Genomic DNA, 18,871 nt, shown 5'->3' on the forward strand with positions numbered 1-18,871 from the left:
AGGCGGACGGTCACGGGTCGTCCGGGGTGAGCCGGCGGCTGAGCGCGGCCACACCGTCCGGGGTGCCGGCGACGACCAGCGCGTCGCCGTGCGCGATCCGGTGCCCGGGCTCCGGCGCCGTGGTCGACCGCCCGTCGGACAGCACGGCGATCACGGTGACCCCGCGTACGCCCGCCACGGCCTCGCCCACCGTGCTCCCGGCGTACGGCGAGACGGCCGTGACCTGCATGGTCGCGACGGTCAGGGACGCGGCCCGCCGCTCCAGGTCGGGCACGTGCTCGATGGTCGCGACCGGGTGGAGCAGCTCGGCGACCTCCCGCGCCTCGACGTCGGTGAGCACCAGCGACCGCTGCACGGTGTCCGGGTCGTCGGGCGCGTAGAGGACCAGCTCGCGCCGGCCGCTGCGGTGGCACACCACCCCGAGGAGGCGACCCTGCGTGGTGTGCAGGGTGTAGCTGACGCCGATGCCGGGCAGCGGAACACGTTCGATCTGCATCATCGCCTCCTGGTGGGTGGGCCGGCGGTCTGGAGCCGTCCGGCGGGCTCGGGTCGGGTGGCGGGGTCGGGGTGGCCGGACTCGCCGAACCAGTGCGCCAGCCGGCCGGCGCGGGCGACGGCCCGCAGCCGCCGCTCGGTGGCCTCCCGTACGCGCGGTGTGGTGAGCACGACGAGCTGGTCGCCGACGCGCAGCCGGGTGTGCTCGTCGGGCACGAACGTGTCCGGGCCGCGCACCACGAGGGTGGTCGCGGCCGGCGGTGGCAGCCGCAGTTCCGGCAGGTACACGCCCTGCAGCCGGGAGCCGGGCTCGACGGTGACGTGGATGAGGTCGGCGTCCATCGCGTCCAGCGGGGCGAGTTCGACCTGGAGGTCCGGCCCCACGTCGTGGTGGGTGATCCGCAGCTTGCGGGCCAGCCAGGGCAGCGCCGGCGCCTGGATGACGGTGAACACGACGACGAGCAGGAACACGATGTTGAACACCTGGTCGCTGCCGGGCGCCCCGGTGACCACCGGGATGGTGGCCAGCACGATCGGCACGGCCCCGCGCAGCCCCGCCCAGGACAGGAAGGCCTGCTCGCGCAGCGGCACCCGGAACGGGGCCAGCGACAGCAGCACCGACACGGGCCGGGCCAGCAGGAGCAGGGCGGCGCCGACCACGAGCGCGGGCACCACGCTCGACGGCAGCTCGCTGGGCGTGACCAGCAGCCCGAGCATGACGAACAGGCCGATCTGCGCGATCCAGCCGAGCCCTTCGGCCACCGACCGGGTCGCCCGCCGGTGCGGCAGGCCCGCGTTGCCGAGCACCAGGCCGGCCAGGTAGGCGGCGAGGAAGCCGCTGGTCTGCGTCAGCCCGGCCACGGCGTACGCGAGCACGCCGCAGGCCACGATCGCTATCGGATGCAGCCCGGAGGTGGGCAGCGTGATCCGGCGCAGCAGCCACGCCCCGGCCGCGCCGATGAGCAGCCCGATCACCCCGCCCGCGACGAGCTGGAAGATCATCGCGACGAGCGTCGGCAGCGGCTCGACGGCCTCCAGCGTCGCGGCGCTGAACGTCAGCACCAGGATGAACGTGGGCGCGTCGTTGAGCCCGGACTCGGCCTCCACCAGGCTGGTCAGCCGCTTGGGCAGCGGCACCGACCGGAGCACGGAGAACACCGCCGCGGCGTCGGTGGACGACACGATGGCGCCCAGCAGCAGGGCCGTCTGCCACCCGACGTCCAGCAGCAGGTGCGTCGCCGCTGCGGTCACGGCGACGCTCACCAGCACGCCGACGGTGGCCAGCACGGTCGCGGGCGCCAGCACCGGCCGCACGTCGCTCACGGCGGTCGTGAGCCCGCCCTCCACGAGGATGACCGCCAGCGCGGCCAGGCCCAGCGCCTGGGCCAGCGCGGCGTCGTCGAAGGGCAGGCCGAGCCCGTCCTGGCCGAGCAGCAACCCCACACCGAGGTACGCCAGCAGCACGGGCATGCCCAGCCGGGTGGCGAGCCGGGCCGCGGCGACACTGACCAGGACGACGCCCGTGCCCACGGCCAGCGTCAGGTAGAGCCCGGTCAGGTCCACCGCGGCCCCCGCCCCGCCTCCGCGCGGCTCACGCGAAGTAGCGCAGCCACACGTACCCCCAGGCGATCAGGGTGGTCATGACGGTGGTGACGATGCCGTAGCGGGTGAACCGCCAGAAGCTGATCGGCTCCCCGGCGCGGGCGGCGATACCGAGCACGACGATGTTGGCGCTGGCCGCCACGGCGGTGCCGTTGCCGCTGAGGTCGGCGCCCAGGGCGAAGGACCACCACAGCGCCTGCCCGGTGTGCGGGTCCGCCGTGGCCGCGATGTTCTCCACGATCGGCGCCATGGTCGCCGTGTACGGGATGTTGTCGAAGAAGGCGCCCAGCACGGCCGAGCCGAAGATGAGGCTGGTCGCGCCGGCGAACCAGCTGTCGCCGACGGCGCTGGTCGCCCACTGCCCGATCTGCTCGATGACGCCGGTCTCGCTCAGCCCGGCGACCATCACGAACAGGCCGAGGAAGAAGGTCAGCGTCGGCCACTCGACCTCCGCCAGGTACTTCGCGGTGTCGGCCCGGGTGACCAGCACCATCAGTCCGGCGCCGAGCAGGGCGATGATGGCCACGTCGACGCCGATCACGGTGTGCAGCCCGAAGGCGGCCATGACCAGGGCGAGCACGACGAGGCAGCGGGTCAGCATCGCCGGGTCGGTGATGGCGGCGCGGGCGTCCATGTCGCGTACGGCCGCGAACCGCTCCGGGTGGTACTCGAACGACCGGCGGAACATGAACCGCGCCAGCACCAGGAACGCCAGGAACATGACCACCGTGACCGGGGCCATGTGCACCAGGAAGTCGTTGAAGCTCAGCCCCGCGCGGCTGCCGATGATGATGTTCGGCGGGTCACCGATGAGGGTCGCGGCGCCGCCGATGTTCGAGGCGAGCACCTCGGCGATCAGGTACGGGACGGCGGAGATGCCCAGCCGGCGGCACACGGCGATGGTGATCGGCGCGACCAGCATGACGGTCGTGACGTTGTCCAGGAACGGCGAGGCGATCCCCGTGATGCCCACGAGCAGCGCCATGAGCCGGTACGGCCGCCCCTTCGACCGTTGCGCCGCCCAGATCGCGAGGAACTCGAACACACCGGTCTGCTTGACCACCCCGACGATGATCATCATTCCGAGGAGCAGGAAGATGACGTCCCAGTCGATGCCGGAGTGGTGGGCGTAGAACACCTCCGAGCCGGGCACGAGGCCGAGCAGCGCCATGAGGCCGGCGGCCCCCAGCACGACGGCCACCCGGTTGATCTTCTCGGTGGCGATGAGCAGGAACGCCACCGAGAAGATCACGATGGCGGCGATGGCGGGCCAGGTGCTCACGGGCGCCCACCCGGCGGGCCGTGCTCGGCGCCCGGACGCGCCTGGGCGGGGGCCGGCGGTCGTGCGGCCGGTACGGGCCGTTCACGTCGTGTGATCATCGGAGTCCTCCAGAGGGTCGGCCACCACGGGGAGCCCTCCCCGGCGGGCTCGGGACCACCGGGGAGGGCCGTCGGAGAGGTGGCGGTGTGGCGGGCCGGAAACCACCGGCCTCCTGGTGCCAAGTTCATCCGCCCGCACCGCCGTCCGACCATCGGGTCTGACACCCATTTGCCGCCGGTGCCGGCCCGCAAATCGGGCGTCGGCGCAGGTGGCGACGCCGAGCCCGGCGGCCGTCCCGACGGGGCGTGTCATGCTGGCCGTGTCCGGTCCGCGCCCGGTCCGCGCCCGGTCCGCCGTGCGGCGGCCGGTGCGGCCGGATCCGGCCGGGGCCCCGCGGGCGGGCACCCACGAGGGTGTGGGGCCACCCCCACGGGCAAATGGGTGCGGCCACGCATTTACACCGGCACCCGCTGCCGGACAGGCTGGGCCACGGTGGCCGACCACGAGCGTGTCCGCCGGCCGCACGGGCCGGTCGGGGAGGGAGTCGATCTGGTGTCGCTGTTCTGGCGGATCTTCCTGCTGAACGCCGCCGTGCTGGTCACCGCCACGCTGCTGCTGCTCGGCCCGGTCACCGTCTCCACACCGGTGCTGCTCACCGAGGCGATCGTCCTGGCCGTCGGCCTCGCGGCGATGCTGGTCGCCAACGCCGCGCTGCTGCGGGTCGGTCTGGCGCCGCTGCGGCGGCTGGCCCGGGCGATGACCACCATCGACCTGCTCCAGCCCGAGCCGCGCCTGGTGGCCGGCGGCCACGGCGGAACCGCCGAGCTGATCCACGCGTTCAACGCCATGATCGACCGGCTGGAGGCGGAACGCGCCGCGAGCGCCGCCGCCGCGTTGTCGGCCCAGGAGGCCGAACGCCGCCGCGTCGCCCAGGAACTGCACGACGAGGTGGGACAGACGCTCACGGCGATGTTGCTGGAACTCAAACAGGTCGCCCGGCACGCCCCGGAGCCGGTGCGGTCGCAGCTGATCCAGGTGCAGGAGACCACCCGCGACAGCCTCGACGAGATCCGCCGTATCGCCCGGCGGCTGCGCCCCGGTGTGCTGGAGGAGTTGGGCCTGGTCAGCGCGCTCAAGGCGCTCCTCACCGAGGTCACCGGGCACACCGACCTGACCGTCGAGCAGCACCTCGCCAGCGACCTGCCGGCCCTCGGCGGCGAGGCCGAGCTGGTGATCTACCGGGTCGCCCAGGAGGCGCTCACCAACACCGTCCGGCACGGCAAGGCCACCGCGGTCACGCTCTCGCTGGAGCACGGCGGGGGCACGGTGCGGCTGCGCGTCCGCGACGACGGGCGGGGGATCCGGGGCGCGCCCGAGGGCGCCGGCATCCGGGGCATGCGGGAGCGGGCCCTGCTCATAGGCGCCCACCTGAGCGTGGGGCCGGGACCGGCCGGCGGCACCGAGGTGCGGCTCACCGTGCCCGTCGAGGAGGGGGCCCGACGGTGACCACCCGCATCCTGCTCGCCGACGACCACGCGCTGGTCCGCCGGGGCGTACGCCTCATCCTCGACAGCGAACCCGACCTCCACGTGGTGGCGGAGGCCGGTGACGGCGCGGAGGCGCTCCGCCTCGCCGCCACCGAGCAGCCCGACCTGGTCATCCTCGACATAGCGATGCCCCGCATGACGGGCCTACAGGCCGCCCGGGAGCTGGCCCGCCAGCAGCCGGACCTGCGCATCCTGATCCTGACGATGTACGACAACGAGCAGTACTTCTTCGAGGCGCTCAAGGCCGGCGCGAACGGGTACGTGCTCAAGTCGGTCGCCGACCGGGACCTGGTGGAGGCGTGCCGCGCCGCCATGCGGGACGAGCCGTTCCTCTACCCGGGCGCGGTGAACGCGCTGATCCGCAACTACCTGGAGCGCAGCGCGCAGGGTGACGAGCCGCCGGCCCGCGCCATAACGGAGCGGGAGGAGGAGATCCTCAAGCTGGTCGCCGAGGGGCACTCCTCCAAGGAGATCGCCCGGCTGCTGTTCATCAGCGTCAAGACCGTGGAGCGGCACCGGGCGAACCTGTTGCAGAAGCTCGGCCTGCGTGACCGGCTCGAACTCACCCGCTACGCGATCCGGGCCGGCCTCATCGAGCCGTGAGCCGGGGCCGGCCCGGGAGACCGGCGGCCGGTCCCGCTGGTCCGCGGCCCGGCGCGGCAGGCGCTCAGCAGAGCAGCTCCAGGTGGTGGTGGGCGTCGGCGGCGATCTCCTCGTGCCGCAGCCAGCGGCGCGCCCACAGCCGGGCGGCCAGCTCCGCCTGCTCGTCGCCCCACGCCGCGTGCTCCACGAGCAGCGCCGCGGTGAGCGTGTGCGCCAGCCGCAGCGCCAGGTCGCGCGCCCCGGCGACCACGGCGACCGACTGCGGGTCGGCGGCCACCCCGGCGAGGCGTTCCCGCAGCTCGGCGGTGGCGGAGGCCACCGTGTCGGCGAGCGCGGGGGACAGCGGCCGGGCCAGGTCGGCGGCGGCGTCGAGGCGGCGCAGCAGCGGCGGCCCGGCCTCCTCCCGGCTGACCGCCCGCAGCACGTCGAGGGCGAGCACGTTGGTGGTGCCCTCCCAGATCGGCAGCACCTGCGCGTCGCGCAGCAGCCGCGGCACGCCGGTGTCCTCCACGTAACCGGCGCCGCCGAAGCTCTCCACGTACTCGCTGGCGGAGCCGACCGCGAGCCGGCCGGTGGCCAGCTTGGCCAGCGGCGCCACGATGCGCAGCTCCGCGGCGGCGGCCGGGTCGCCACCCACCTCCACCCGGCCGAGCAGCGCGAAGGCGTGCCCGGCCAGCACGAACGCGCCGGCCGCGTCGACCGCCAGCGCGCCGAGGGTGGCCCGGTGCAGCGGGGACGACGACAGCACGCCGCCGGCCACGTGCCGCGCCGAGGCGTACGCCCGCGCGTACGCCAGACCGCGCCGCATGCCGCCGGCGGCCGCCGCGGCGTTGTGCACCCGGGTGACCACCACGAGGGTCATGGCCCGGACCAGGCCGGGTTGCGCCGGGTCGCCCAACGGCAGGGCGTACGCGTCGCGCAGCCCGATCTCGGCGGTGGGCAGCGCCCGGGTGCCGAGCTTGTCCTTGAGGCGGTGCACTCGGACGCCCGGGGCGGGCGCGTACGGGGCGGCGGCGCCGGCGAGGGGGGAGTCGGCGGCGTAGCGGGGCACCAGGAACGGGGCGAGCACCCGGCTGCCCCGCCCGGCGTCCTCGGGCCGGGCCAGCGCCACCGCCATCGCCGAGTCGGCGGCCGAGCAGAACCACTTCTCGCCGGTCAGCCGCCAGGAGCCGTCGGCGGCGGGCCGGCCGGTGGTGGTGGAGCGGGCCAGGTCGGAGCCGCCCTGCGACTCGGTCATCCACTGCCCGCTGGTGATCGCCGTGTCCGGGTCGGTGGAGATCAGCCGCGGCAGCCAGGCGTCCCGCACCGACGGGTCGACCTCCGGGAGGCTGAGCAGGGCGGCCGCACCGTCGGCCATGGCGACCGGGCAGGAGAAGGTGGCCGACTCCGGGCCGTACAGGTGGAGCAGGGCGTGCTGCACGACCCGGGCGGCGGCGCCCCACGTGCCGCGGGCCGATTCCAGGTAGGGCAGGGCCACCACGGCGTGCCGGGCGGCGGCGGCGCGCTGCGCCTGCCAGCCGGCGGACGTGTCGATCCGGTCGACGCGGGCCCCCCAGGGGTCGTAGCGGACCAGCACCGGCGGGTGGGCTTCGGCGTCGGCGTGGGCGGCGCGCAGCGGCCCGGCCACGTCGGCGGCCAGGTCCGCGAGCCGGCCCTTGGCGGCGGCGTGCCCGGCCGCGCCGAGCTGCCGCTCCAGCCAGGACCGCAGCAGCGTGTCGCCGGCGTACGGGTCGTCGGGGGCGGGTACCGGCTGCACGTAGCGGGTCATGGTCTCGCTCCTGGCGCGTACGGGGGTGGTGGCCCGACGGTAGACGATGCGGCGGCGCCGGCGACAGAGGCGTTTGCCGCCCGCGGACCGGCCCGGTTCTCTACGGTCGGGGCGTGGGGGTGGGGCGGTCGTCGAGCCGGCCGGCCCGGCGGCGTCGTCCGATGCGTACGGGGATGGTGTTCGCCGGTGTCGGCGTCCTGCTGTGCTGCGTGGGCGTGTCCGGGCTCGGCGTGCGCAACCTCCAGGTGGTCACGCAGGCCGCCGGCCCGGTGCGGGAGACCGCGGACGAGTTCCTGCGGGAGGTGACCCTCGGCGACACCGACGACGCGTACGACCGGCTCTGCGACGAGGCGCGCCGGAAGTGGAGCGAGGGCGGCTTCACCAGTTGGGTGCAGACCCCGCCGGAGGTGCGGGACTACAAGATCGTGGACGTGTCGGTGACCACGCGCGGCGGCCGCCCCCACGGCACGGTGACGGTCGAGCTGACCCGCGACAGCGGTCTCACCGAGCAGCGCGAACTGCCGGTGGTGCAGGAGGACGGCGACTGGCGGATCTGCGGTGACCCCTTCTGAGCCGCGTCGGTGGACCGTCGCCGGCCCCGGTGGCGGGCCGCCGGGCCGGTCAGCGGCGGGGGCCGAGGTCGCCGCTGCGGTAGTGCCGCCGGCAGAGCACCTGGTAGCGCACCTCGGCGGTGTCCACGGTGTCGCCGATGACGACCTGCGCGCCCTCGCGGGCCACCCGCCCGTCGACCACGCGGGCGTTGAGCAGGCCCTCCCGGCCGCACCAGCAGAGCACCTCGACCTGGATGCGGGCCACCTCGTCGGCGAGTTCGAACAGCCGCTGCGCGGCGGGGAACAGGCAGGAGCGGAAGTCGGTGGCCAGCCCGAACGCGTACACGTCGACGTCGTAGCTGTCGACCAGCTCGGCCATCTGCTCGACGTGGGCGACCGTGTAGAAGCTGGCCTCGTCGCAGATGAGGTAGTCGACGCGGACGCCCTCGTCCCACCGGCCGCGCACGAGCGCCCGTAGGTCGAGGTCGTCGGTCACCTCGATGGCCGTGTGGGACAGGCCGATGCGGGTGGTGACCTGCGGGCCGAGCGACCGGTCGATGCGGGTGGTGACCAGGCCCCGGCGGCCCTGCCGGGCGTGGTTGTAGTTCATCTGCAGGGCCATCGTGGACTTCCCGCAGTCCATCGGACCCCAGAAGAACCGCAGCGCGGCGGCGTGCAGCGGCCGGCCGTCGACGCCGCGCGCCGCCGCGCACCCGACGTCGCCCGGCCCGGCGAGGGGGCGGGCCAGGCAGGTGGGTGCGGCAGCGGCGTCGTCGGTCACGGTCGGGCAGCCTAACGCATCGACCAGCCCGGATCCCCGCGGCGGATCATGGTCGCCGGCCGGACCGGGGCGGGCTCAGAGCACCCGCGGCGGGGTGTTGCCGGCCGCGACGATGGCCCGGCGCACCGGTACGGCCAGCAGCAGCAGGAACCCGACCACGAAGAAGATCAGCAGCGAGACCAGGCCGACCCGGTAGGAGGAGGTGAGCTGGAAGACCAGGCCGAACGCCAGCGGGCCGAGCCAGCTCGTGCCCTTGTCGCTGATCTCGTAGAAGCCGTAGTACTCGCCCTCCTTGCCGGCCGGGATGAGCTGGCTGAACAGCGAGCGGCTCAGCGCCTGGCTGCCGCCGAGGACCAGGCCGATGGCGGCGCCGAGGACCATGAACGGCAGGGGCGCCTCGGCGGGCAGCCGGAACGCGGCGACGATGACGACGGTCCACAGCACGAGGCTGAGCAGCACGGTCTTCCACGCGCCGATGCGCCGGGCGAGCGCGCCGAGCAGCAGGGCCCCGCCGAAGGCGAGGAACTGCACGAGCAGGATCGTGGTGATGAGGGTGCTCTGCTCCAGCCGCAGCTCCTCGGTGCCGTACTGGCTGGCGAGGGTGATGACGGTCTGGATGCCGTCGTTGTAGACGAGGAAGGCGAGCAGGAAGAACAGCGTCAACGGGTACGCCTTGACCTCGCGCAGGGTGCGGCCGAGCTGCCGGAACCCGTCGGTGAGCACGTTGCCGCCGCCGGTGAGGGCCGCCCTGGTGGGGTGCTCGCGCAGCCAGCGCAGCGGCACGAGGGTGAACAGGGCCCACCAGACGCCGGCGGAGACGATCGACCAGCGGGCCAGGTCCAGCGTGCGCTGAGGGTTGCCGTCCTCGCTGAGGAGGGTGACGGCGACCAGGTTGAGCGCGAGCAGCAGGCCGCCGCCGAGGTAGCCCAGGGCCCAGCCGCGGCTGGAGATGGCGTCGCGTTCGTCCGGCCCGCCGAGCTGCGGCAGGAAGGAGTTGTAGACCACGATGGCGGCGCCGAAGCTGATGTTGGCGACCAGGAAGAGCGCCCCGCCGAGCAGGTATCGGTCGCCGGTGACGAACGCCATCGCGACGGTCGCGGCGGCGCCGGTGAACGCGGCGCCCGCGAGCAGGCGCTTCTTGTGCAGCGACCGGTCGGCGATGGCGCCCATCACGGGCAGCACGAACACGGTGAGGAGCACCGACAGCGAGATCAGGTACGGGTAGTACGAGCCGGCGGCCACCCGGATGCCCAGCGGGTGGACGTAGCCGTCGCAGGTGTCCGCGCCGAGTTCGCAGCCGGCGGCCACCTCGGTGACCGAGGTGAGGAACGGCCCGAGGAAGACCGTGATCACGGTGGTCTGGAAGGCCGAGTTGGCCCAGTCGTAGACGTACCAGCCGGTGCGTTCGCGCCGGGTGCTGGCCGGGGGCGGGGTGTCGTGCACCGTGCCGGTCACGGTCTCGGCCATCGGGTCCTCTCGGCTCGTCAGGCGGCCCAGTGGCCGCGGCTGCGGTAGACGTCGCGCAGCACGCCGACGTGATCGGTCATGATGCCATCCACCCCAAGATCAAGTAACTCGTGCATCTCGGCGGGTTCGTCGATCGTCCAGACGTGCACCTGCAGGCCGAGTCGGTGGCAGTACGCGAGGAACCGCCGGTCGACCACGGGGATGCGCCCGTAGCGCACGGGGACCTGGGCGGCGACCACCGACGGCGGCAACCGCACCGGCCGCCCGTGCAGGGAGGCCATGCGCAGCCGGGCCACCCCGCGCATGCCGAGGTTGCTCGCGACCTTCGGCCCGGCCAGGGCGCGAAGCCGGGCCAGCCGGGCGTCGCTGAACGACGCGAGCAGCACCCGGTCACCGGCGCCGGTGCGGGTGACGGTCTCGACGGTGGGGACGACGCCGGCGTCGGCCTTCACGTCGACGTTGAAGCGGACCTCGGGCCAGGCGGTGAGGACCTCGTCGAGGCGGGGCACCACGGCGGCGCCACCGACGCGTACCGACGCCAGGTCCGCCCAGCGCAGCGCGGCGATGCGCCCCGGTTCGCCGGTGACCCGCTCCAGGGTGGGGTCGTGGAAGATCACCGGCACGCCGTCGGCGGTGGCGTGCACGTCGGTCTCGACGTACCGGTAGCCGAGCCCGATGGCGCGGGCGAACGCCTCGGCGGTGTTCTCGTCGCCGTCGGCCGCGCCGCCGCGGTGGGCGAACGCCAGGGGCGCGGGCGCGTCCAGGTAGGGGTGGCGGGGGTGCACGCCGGAAGTATGCCGGGCGCGGGCGGCACCATGGTGTCCGGCCGACGTCGCGCCGGCAAATTTCCCTATCCTTACCTATCTGGTCTACCGTGGGGAATGATGGGTAATGACATGTACTCGGTGGAACAGGTGGCGGAGCTGCTCGGCCTGCACGTGCGCACCGTGCGCGGGTACATCCGCAGCGGCCGGCTGCGGGCGGTGCGGATCGGCAAGCAGTACCGGATCGCCCGCGCCGACCTCGACGCGCTGACCGGCCGGCCCGCGCCGGTCCCGCCCGCCGCCGCGCTGGCGCTGGAGGTGTCGAGCATCGTGCAGGTCGACGGCGTCGACCGGGCCGCGGCCGACCGTCTGGCCACGTTCGTGCTGGCCGGCGTCAACACCCACCACGACCCGACGCGCCCGCTGCGCGTGCAGACCGTCCACGACGAGGAACGCCACCGCATGAAGTTCGTGATCCTGGGCGACGCCGCCGGCACAGCCGACCTGCTGCGCCTGCTCGACGCCGTGCTGACCGGCCGCAACGGCCTGCTGTCCGGGGAGGGCGGCCATGCCTGACGTGCTGCAGGAGAGGGCCGGGGTGACGGTGCTCGTGTGCGACCCGGCCGGGCCGCCGCTGGCCACCACCGAGGCGGCACTCGACCTGATCGGCGCGGCCTTCGCGGGCGCCGAGGTGGTCGCCGTGCCGGCGCAACGGTTCGACCCGGACTTCTTCTCCCTGGGCACCCGCTTCGCCGGGGAGATCATGCAGAAGTTCGTCAACTACCGCCTGCGGCTGGCGGTCGTGGGCGACATTTCCGCCCACCTGGCGGCGAGCGGCACGTTGCGGGCGCTGGTGGCCGAGTCCAACCGCCACGACCACATCTGGTTCGTGCCCGACCTGGCGGCGCTCGACGCCCGGCTGGCCGCCACCCACTGATGCGGCTGCAACTGGGTCGACCACGACCATCCGGCCCGGCCGTGCCCGACCGGACCACCCGGCAGCGCGGCCACACAGGCCCCGCGGATGCTGTCGAGCTGCCCCATATCTGGGGCACACGGCCTCCCGGGGTCGACACGAGCCCGACGCCCGGGTCGCACAACACAGCCTGACGGCCCCGGGTCGCACAAGTCGGCGGTCCCGGAGGCCCGCGACGGGCCAGGGGCGTGGCTGCGGGCCGGGGACCACGACGCTGTAGAGCTGATGCCGTGAACGATTCACGCCGACGGGCGTGACGAGCGAACAGGCTCCGGGCGCGAACAGCAGTCGACATCCACCGATCGACGCGCCGTCTCCCGGCGTTGCGGTGTCTCCCGGCGTTGCGGTGTCTCCCGGCGTTGCGGTGTCTCCCGGCGTTGCGGTGTCTCCCGGCGTTGCGGTGTCTCCCGGCGTTGCGGTGTCTCTCGGCGTCGTGGCGTCTCTCGGCGTCGTGGCGTCTCTCGGCGTCGTGGCGTCTCCCGGCGTCGCGGTGTCCTCCGGCGTCGCGGCGTCGCTGGCGCGTACCGCCCACGGCGATGCAGGGCGCCCCCCAGCCATCTGGCGCTCCCAGGTCCCTCTGCGCGGGGGCGCTCGCTGCATGCCCCATATCTGGGGCAGCTCGACAGGACACGAGCACATGTGTGGCTCCTGCGAGCAGGCGATCTACCCGGGCTGTCGCGTTGGTCGCTCGACTGTGCGCCAAGGGGCGCGAGTGTGGTGGTCGGATCCTTCGGAGGTGATGTCGTAGCCGATTCGACGGCAGGAGTCGCGCAGGCGCGAGACCGCAGGGATCGCGCGGGAGCAGGAAGATCGCGCGGGAACGGGGACCGCGCGGGAGCGGAGGTCGCGCGAGAGGCACGCGGGGGTCGCCTCGACGGAAGGGCCTCTCGGCGGGCGGCCGACGCCGCCCGCGCTCAGCGTCGCGGTGGCCGGCGGCGGTGGGAGCGGCTGGTGTCCGCGGGGCGGCCGGGGTCGACGTGGCGGGGGCGTTCCGGTTCGTCCGGCCGCAGCGGGACGAGCGCGTCGGTGATCGCGTCGATGATCCGGTCGGTGGCCTGCCGTGCGGCGCCGGGTGTGCCGGAGACCAGGCCGGTGAGGTCGACGGGCTCGCCGAAGTGCACCCGGATCACGGGGCGGCGCACCAGCGCCCGGGCGATCCCGCGGAGCAGCCCCTTCGGGGCGCGGTACGGCACGACCTCGTGTGAGCCCCACTGCGCCACGGGGATCACGGGCGCGCCGCAGGCGAAGGCGAGCCGGGCCGCGCCGGTCTTGCCGCGTTCCGGCCACATGCCCGGGTCCAGGCCGATCCGGCCCTCGGGGTAGACCAGCACCACCGATCCGGCGGCGACCGCGGCCGCGGCGTCGTCGAGGGCGTGGCCGACGGCGGCGGTGCCCCGGTCGACGCGGATGTGTCCGGCCCGACGCATGAGCGCGCCGATCACCGGGGCGCGGAACAGCCCGCCGGTGGCCATGATCCGGGGGGCGACGCCCCGGGCCCGGCAGGCGGCGGTGAGCACCACCGGGTCGAAGGGGCTGATGTGGTTGGCGGCCAGGACCAGCGGTCCGCGGCGCAGCGCCTCGGGCACCTCCCCGCTGACCTCCAGCCGGGCCAGGGCGGCCACGACGCCCCGGGCGAGCAACTGGGCGGTGCGCCAGATCGCCGGGGGCTGCCAGGTGGTGTGGGCGGTGTCCATCAGCGGTGAATGGTCGCACGGCGCGCGGCCGGCGCGGCGCCGAGGGCGGTCCGCGCCGCGCCGGCGGCGCGCCCGGGAGGCCGTCCGGCCCTGGGTGATCAAGGTCATTGGTCCCGGGGCGGTTCGGGACTCCTGTCCCTGCCGATCCGTCTACGACGGGCGGTAGTATTTACTACGTCTCGTAGTATGAACAGCTGGGGGTTACAGGTGGACGCCTTGGACGTCGCCCGCTGGCAGTTCGGTGTCACCACCGTCTACCACTTCCTCTTCGTGCCGCTCACGATCGGCCTGTCGGTGCTGGTGGCCATCCTCCAGACCCTGTGGCACCGCACCGGCAACGAGCGCTACCTCAAGCTCACCAAGTTCTACGGCAAGCTCTTCCTCATCAACTTCGCGATGGGCGTGGTCACCGGCATCGTGCAGGAGTTCCAGTTCGGCATGAACTGGAGCGACTACTCCCGCTTCGTCGGCGACATCTTCGGCGCCCCGCTCGCCATCGAGGCGCTCGTCGCGTTCTTCCTCGAATCCACCTTCATCGGGCTGTGGATCTTCGGCTGGGACCGGCTGCCCAAGCGCCTGCACCTGGCCAGCATCTGGGCCGCCGCCATCGGCACCAACCTGTCGGCGTACTTCATCCTCGCCGCCAACTCGTTCATGCAGAACCCGGTCGGCTACCGCGTCAACCCCGACACCGGCCGCGCCGAGCTGACCGACTTCGTGGCCGTGCTCACCAACAAGGTCGCCCTGGTCACCTTCCCGCACACGATCGCCGGCGCGTTCCTGGTGGCCGGGTCCCTGCTGGTCGCCGTCGCCATGTGGCACCTGATCCGCAACCGCGACTCCGCCGAGACCCCCACCTACCGGTTCGCCGCGAAGTTCGGCTCCTGGGTCACCCTGGTCGCCGCCGCGGCCGTCGTCATCAGCGGCGACATCCAGGGCAAGATCATGACCCAGGTGCAGCCCATGAAGATGGCCGCCGCCGAGGGCCTCTACAACACCGAGAGCCCCGCGTCGTTCTCCGTGCTCACCGTCGGCAGCCTCGACGGCACCCGCGAGCTGTTCGCCATCAAGATCCCGTACCTGTTGTCCTACCTGGGCACCGGCGACCCGAACGGCACCGTGCACGGCATCAACGACCTGCAGGCCCAGTACGCCAGCCAGTACGGCCCGGGCAACTACGCCCCGATCATCCCGGTCACCTACTGGAGCTTCCGGTTCATGATCGCCTTCGGGCTGGCGGCCGCGGCGATCGCCCTGCTCGTGCTCTGGACCCACCGCAAGGGCCGCGCCCCGCGCAGCAAGTGGTTGCTGCGCGCCGGCCTGGTCATGCCGCTGCTGCCGCTGGTCGCCAACTCGTTCGGCTGGATCTTCACGGAGATGGGCCGGCAGCCGTGGATCGTCTTCGGCGAGATGCTCACCCGCAACGGCGTCTCCCGCAGCGTGTCGCTGACCGAGGTCCTCACCTCGTTCACCGCGTTCACCCTGATCTACGCCACCCTCGCCGTGATCGAGTTCCGGCTGCTCATCCGGTACGCGAAGGCCGGCGTGCCCGACGTCACCGAGCAGCCCGAGATCGACGACAGCCACGACGACGCCGAGCGTCCGCTCGCGTTCGCCTACTGACCTCCGGAGCGCACCGTGGAGCTCACCACCATCTGGTTCCTGCTCGTCGCCGTCCTCTTCACCGGCTACTTCATCCTGGAGGGCTTCGACTTCGGCGTCGGGATGCTGCTGCCCGTGCTCGGCCGCGACGACCGCGAACGTCGCGTCCTCATCAACACGATCGGCCCCGTCTGGGACGGCAACGAGGTGTGGCTGATCACCGCCGGCGGCGCCATGTTCGCCGCCTTCCCCGAGTGGTACGCCACCCTGTTCTCCGGCTTCTACCTGCCGCTGCTGCTGATCCTGCTGGCCCTCATCGCCCGCGGGGTGGCGTTCGAGTACCGGCACAAGCGCCCCGAACCGTCCTGGAAGCGGCGCTGGGACGCGGCGATCTTCTTCGGTTCGCTGGTGCCGGCCGTGCTCTGGGGGGTCGCGTTCGCCAACATCCTGCGGGGTGTGCCGCTCACCGGCGACCACGAGTACGCCGGCGGCCTGCTCGACCTGCTGAACCCGTACGCCCTGCTCGGCGGCGTGACCACCGCGGCGCTGTTCCTCACCCACGGGGCGGTGTTCATCGCGCTGAAGACCGTCGGCGAGATCCGGGAGCGCGCCGGCGCGCTCGCGGTGCGCGTGGGCGCCGTCGCCGCCGTCCTCGCCGTGGTGTTCCTCGCCTGGACGCTGGGCATCCGCTCCAGCACGGCCGCCGTCGCGCTCGCCGCCGGGGCGGCGGTCGCGCTGCTCGCCGGTCTCGCCGCCGCCCGCGTACGCCGGGAGGGCTGGGCGTTCACGGGCACGGCCGTGGCCATCGGCCTGGCCGTGGCGACCTTGTTCGCGGCGCTGTTCCCCGCCGTGCTGCCCTCCACCCTGGACCCGGCGGGCACGCTGACCGCCACGAACGCCGCCTCCACCCCCTACACGCTGAAGATCATGAGCTGGGTGGCGGTGGTGTTCACGCCGATCGTGCTGGCCTACCAGGGCTGGACGTACTGGGTGTTCCGCAAGCGCATCGGCGTGGCGCACATCCCGCAGCACTGACCACCGCGCCCGGCCGCCGGCGGGGGGCCCGCCCCGCCGGCGGCCGGAGCGCGGGCCACCCGCCGGCCGTAGGGTGGACCGGTGACCGCGCAACCGTGGAGCGACCTGCTCGGCAGCCCGTCGCCGATCGTCGGCGCGCCGATGGCCGGCGGCGCCAGCACCCCCGACCTCGTACGGGCCGTCACGGCGGCCGGCGGGTTCGGGTTCGTCCCCGCCGGCTACCGGACCCCCGACGCGCTCGCCGCCGACCTGGCCGCGCTGCGCGCCACCGGCACACCGTGCGGGGTGAACCTGTTCGTCCCCGGCCCGCGGGAGATCGACGAGGCGGCCTTCCGCCGCTACGCCCGGCAGATCGCCGCGGAGGGCGAGCCGTACGGGCTCGACCTGGCCGGGGCGCCGCTCGTGCACGACGACGACCACTGGGCCGACAAGCTCGACCTGCTGGTCCGGGACCCGGTGCCGGTCGTCAGCCTCACGTTCGGGCTGCCCGACCCGGCGGCCCTGGCCGCGTTGCGGCGCGCCGGCTCCCGGGTGCTGGTCACCGTGACCTGCGTGGACGAGGCGCGCGCCGCCCAGGACCTGGGCGTCGACGCGCTGGTCGCCCAGGGCACCGAGGCGGGCGGCCACAGCGGCACCCACACTCCGCGCCGGCCGGCCCCGCCGGTGTCCACCCGTACGCTGGTGCGCGACGTGGTCGGCGCGACCGGCCTGCCCGTGGTGGCCGCGGGCGGGGTCGCCGGCCCCGACGACGTGCGGGACCTGCTCGCCGCCGGGGCGTGCGCGGTGGCGGTCGGCACGCTGCTGCTGCGCACCGACGAGAGCGGCGCGAGCCGCACCCACCGTGACGCGCTGGCCGACCCGGCGCGCACCGCCACGGTGCTCACCCGCGCCTTCACCGGCCGTCCCGCGCGGGGTCTGCGCAACGCCTTCATCGACCGGTACGAGCCGGTGGCGCCGCTCGGCTACCCGGAGCTGCACCACCTGACCCGGCCGTTGCGCGCGGCCGCCGCCGCGGCCGGGCACCCGGACCGGGTGCACCTGTGGGCGGGCACCGGCTACCGGCAGGCCACCACCGGCCCGGCGTCCGCCGTGGTCGACCGGCTGACCGCGCCACTCTGACCAGGCCGGGACGGCCGAGTCCTCCGGCTCCGCCGTCCCGGTTCAGCGCCACGGCGGTCACGGTTGCGAGCAGCGCCCGGCCGGCCACGCCCGGAGCGGCGCGGGCCGGGAGCCGCTCCGCCCGTGCCGCGCTACGGTCGCGCCGCCCGCTTCCCGGTGCGCGGCCCGACCGTCGCCCGTCGCGCCCCTCCCTGCCCGGGCGCGTGTGTCGGCGTCCTCAGCTCGCCTCGCGCAGCTCCGCGAGCCGCGCCTCGATCTCGGCCAGCTCGGCGCGCAGTTTCTCCGCCTGGCGCTCCGCCTCGGCCCGCTCGGCGGCGAGGATCTGCTCCACCGCCTCGTGCACTCCGGGCACGTCCACGAGCGCCACCATCTTCAACGCCTCCGCCGGCTTCACCACGTACGGCTTGGCGAGAGCCTTGCTGCCCTGCTGCGCGGCGACCGTCCACTCGCCGTCGGCGTACGCCAGCGTGACCGTCAGGCCGGCCGGCCCCTTCGGCTTGGTCGCCTTCGCCGCCCGGCGTGCCGGCTTGGCCGTCTCCTCCGTCTCCACCTTCGACTCCTCCCGGGGCGCCGGGCGCGGTGCCGGCACCCGGTCCAGTACGAACTCCGGCTCCGCCGGCGTGGCCGGGGGCTCCGGTCGCGGCTCGGGCTGCGGCTCCGCCGCCCGGCGTCCCGCGCCGCGTGGGGCGATGGCCACGTCGGCGGGGGAGAAGGGCAGCTCGTCGCGCCCGAACCGCACCACCACGAACTCGTCGGAACCGGCCGGGTCGGTCAGCTCCACCACCTGACCGACCTGCCCGGCGATCTGCCCGGCCGCGGCGGTGAACACGACCTTCGGCTTGCGGCCCGCCGCCAACGCCTCCCGGATCGTGTGGACGTCGTCATCGGACAGCCCCTGGCCAGCGGCACCCATCAGCAACCTCTTCCGTACACCTGTTTGATTCCTGCCTTGATACCAGCCGGCTGCGACACCGCCACGGCGGGATCACCCACCCAGCGCCCGCAACGCGCGGTCGGCGTGCGCGGTCATGCTGACCTCACTGTGGACCACCTCGATCACCCGCCCGTCGGTGCCGATCACGAACGTCACCCGTCGGGTGCTCAACGGCCCCAACGGCAGTCGCCGCCGCACCCCGAACCGGTCGGCCACCGCACCGTCCGGGTCCGACAGCAGCGGATAGTCGAACCCGTGCAGCCGGGCGAACTCGGCCTGCCGCGCCACCGGATCCCGGCTGATCCCCACCCGCTGCGCCCCGACGGCCGCGAACTCCGCCGCCAGGTCCCGGAAGTGGCAGCTCTCCGCCGTGCAGCCCCGTGTCATCGCGGCCGGGTAGAAGAACAGCACGACCGGCCCCGCCGCCAGGAACTCCGACAGCCGCCGCACCGCGCCCGTCTGGTCCGGCAGCGCGAAGTCCTCCACCACGTCCCCGACACCCAGCACCGCACCTCACCCCTCGACATCGACGCGCGGCGAGCCTAGAGGATCAGCCCCACACCGCCCCGCCCCTCCTCGGCCACCTTCGCCGTCCGGCCCCGCCCAGCCCGC

18 protein-coding genes are annotated in these 18,871 nt (G+C 74.0%); 8 read left to right on the plus strand and 10 right to left on the minus strand.

Features of this window, described 5'->3' with window-relative positions; translation table 11 throughout:
* Positions 1 to 10: 10 nt before the first annotated feature.
* The 3 genes from D7I43_RS23920 to D7I43_RS23930 are packed head-to-tail and all read right to left on the minus strand — an operon-like array spanning position 11 to position 3,379.
* Positions 11 to 496, minus strand: a complete 486-nt coding sequence (locus D7I43_RS23920) for a cation:proton antiporter regulatory subunit (protein WP_158610143.1) — start codon at positions 494 to 496, stop codon at positions 11 to 13.
* The gene (locus D7I43_RS23925; RefSeq protein ID WP_120330800.1) at positions 496 to 2,058 is read right to left on the minus strand and encodes a potassium/proton antiporter; all 1,563 of its coding nucleotides are present in this window, start codon (positions 2,056 to 2,058) and stop codon (positions 496 to 498) included. The genes D7I43_RS23920 and D7I43_RS23925 overlap by 1 nt, the downstream gene beginning before the upstream one ends.
* Positions 2,059 to 2,086: 28 nt before the next feature.
* Complete coding sequence (locus tag D7I43_RS23930) at positions 2,087 to 3,379, minus strand: ArsB/NhaD family transporter (protein WP_120330801.1); 1,293 nt, start codon at positions 3,377 to 3,379, stop codon at positions 2,087 to 2,089.
* 591 nt (positions 3,380 to 3,970) lie between these two features.
* Between D7I43_RS23930 and D7I43_RS23935 the strand changes: the two genes are divergently transcribed.
* Positions 3,971 to 4,924, plus strand: coding sequence for a HAMP domain-containing sensor histidine kinase (locus tag D7I43_RS23935; protein WP_120330850.1), 954 nt, complete (start codon positions 3,971 to 3,973; stop codon positions 4,922 to 4,924).
* Positions 4,921 to 5,568, plus strand: coding sequence for a response regulator (locus D7I43_RS23940; RefSeq protein ID WP_120330802.1), 648 nt, complete (start codon positions 4,921 to 4,923; stop codon positions 5,566 to 5,568). Before D7I43_RS23935 ends, D7I43_RS23940 begins: the two co-directional genes overlap by 4 nt.
* Before the next feature lie 64 nt (positions 5,569 to 5,632).
* On the opposite strand, the gene D7I43_RS23945 is transcribed toward D7I43_RS23940, so the two are convergent.
* The gene (locus D7I43_RS23945) at positions 5,633 to 7,336 is read right to left on the minus strand and encodes an acyl-CoA dehydrogenase family protein (protein ID WP_120330803.1); all 1,704 of its coding nucleotides are present in this window, start codon (positions 7,334 to 7,336) and stop codon (positions 5,633 to 5,635) included.
* A 161-nt stretch (positions 7,337 to 7,497) separates the two neighbouring features.
* Between D7I43_RS23945 and D7I43_RS23950 the strand changes: the two genes are divergently transcribed.
* Positions 7,498 to 7,908: an Rv0361 family membrane protein gene (locus D7I43_RS23950; RefSeq protein WP_120330804.1), complete on the plus strand. Its 411-nt coding sequence runs from the start codon at positions 7,498 to 7,500 to the stop codon at positions 7,906 to 7,908.
* 49 nt (positions 7,909 to 7,957) lie between these two features.
* Here the strand turns inward: D7I43_RS23950 and D7I43_RS23955 are convergent, their stop codons facing one another.
* From D7I43_RS23955 to D7I43_RS23965, 3 genes are all read right to left on the minus strand, one after another.
* On the minus strand, positions 7,958 to 8,668 hold the full coding sequence (locus D7I43_RS23955) for a thymidine kinase (RefSeq protein WP_120330805.1): 711 nt from the start codon (positions 8,666 to 8,668) through the stop codon (positions 7,958 to 7,960).
* Positions 8,669 to 8,743: 75 nt separating this feature from the next.
* Positions 8,744 to 10,135, minus strand: a complete 1,392-nt coding sequence (locus D7I43_RS23960; protein ID WP_120330806.1) for an MFS transporter — start codon at positions 10,133 to 10,135, stop codon at positions 8,744 to 8,746.
* Between the two features lie 17 nt (positions 10,136 to 10,152).
* Positions 10,153 to 10,920 (minus strand): glycerophosphodiester phosphodiesterase family protein, encoded by a 768-nt coding sequence (locus D7I43_RS23965; protein WP_120330807.1) that lies wholly within the window; start codon positions 10,918 to 10,920, stop codon positions 10,153 to 10,155.
* 99 nt (positions 10,921 to 11,019) lie between these two features.
* On the opposite strand from D7I43_RS23965, the gene D7I43_RS23970 reads away from it, so the two are divergent.
* Together D7I43_RS23970 and D7I43_RS23975 are read left to right on the plus strand one after the other, a co-directional pair.
* The gene (locus D7I43_RS23970) at positions 11,020 to 11,475 is read left to right on the plus strand and encodes a helix-turn-helix domain-containing protein (RefSeq protein ID WP_240033115.1); all 456 of its coding nucleotides are present in this window, start codon (positions 11,020 to 11,022) and stop codon (positions 11,473 to 11,475) included.
* Positions 11,468 to 11,836: a DUF4180 domain-containing protein gene (locus D7I43_RS23975; protein ID WP_120330809.1), complete on the plus strand. Its 369-nt coding sequence runs from the start codon at positions 11,468 to 11,470 to the stop codon at positions 11,834 to 11,836. Before D7I43_RS23970 ends, D7I43_RS23975 begins: the two co-directional genes overlap by 8 nt.
* Positions 11,837 to 12,789: 953 nt before the next feature.
* On the opposite strand, the gene D7I43_RS23985 is transcribed toward D7I43_RS23975, so the two are convergent.
* Complete coding sequence (locus tag D7I43_RS23985; protein WP_120330851.1) at positions 12,790 to 13,569, minus strand: lysophospholipid acyltransferase family protein; 780 nt, start codon at positions 13,567 to 13,569, stop codon at positions 12,790 to 12,792.
* A 207-nt stretch (positions 13,570 to 13,776) separates the two neighbouring features.
* Here D7I43_RS23985 and D7I43_RS23990 point away from each other — a divergent pair, with 207 nt between their 5' ends.
* From D7I43_RS23990 to D7I43_RS24000, 3 genes are all read left to right on the plus strand, one after another.
* Entirely contained in the window at positions 13,777 to 15,192 is a 1,416-nt protein-coding gene (locus D7I43_RS23990; protein WP_192902252.1) for a cytochrome ubiquinol oxidase subunit I, read from the plus strand.
* A 15-nt stretch (positions 15,193 to 15,207) separates the two neighbouring features.
* The gene (gene cydB, locus D7I43_RS23995; protein ID WP_120330812.1) at positions 15,208 to 16,206 is read left to right on the plus strand and encodes a cytochrome d ubiquinol oxidase subunit II; all 999 of its coding nucleotides are present in this window, start codon (positions 15,208 to 15,210) and stop codon (positions 16,204 to 16,206) included.
* 81 nt (positions 16,207 to 16,287) lie between these two features.
* Positions 16,288 to 17,325: an NAD(P)H-dependent flavin oxidoreductase gene (locus D7I43_RS24000; RefSeq protein WP_240033116.1), complete on the plus strand. Its 1,038-nt coding sequence runs from the start codon at positions 16,288 to 16,290 to the stop codon at positions 17,323 to 17,325.
* A 217-nt stretch (positions 17,326 to 17,542) separates the two neighbouring features.
* Here the strand turns inward: D7I43_RS24000 and D7I43_RS24005 are convergent, their stop codons facing one another.
* Positions 17,543 to 18,238: a hypothetical protein gene (locus D7I43_RS24005; RefSeq protein WP_120330813.1), complete on the minus strand. Its 696-nt coding sequence runs from the start codon at positions 18,236 to 18,238 to the stop codon at positions 17,543 to 17,545.
* 72 nt (positions 18,239 to 18,310) lie between these two features.
* Positions 18,311 to 18,766 (minus strand): peroxiredoxin, encoded by a 456-nt coding sequence (locus D7I43_RS24010; protein WP_275670852.1) that lies wholly within the window; start codon positions 18,764 to 18,766, stop codon positions 18,311 to 18,313.
* Between the last annotated feature and the right edge of the window lie 105 nt (positions 18,767 to 18,871).

This window comes from Micromonospora globbae (genome assembly GCF_003610785.1).
GTDB lineage: Bacteria > Actinomycetota > Actinomycetes > Mycobacteriales > Micromonosporaceae > Micromonospora > Micromonospora globbae.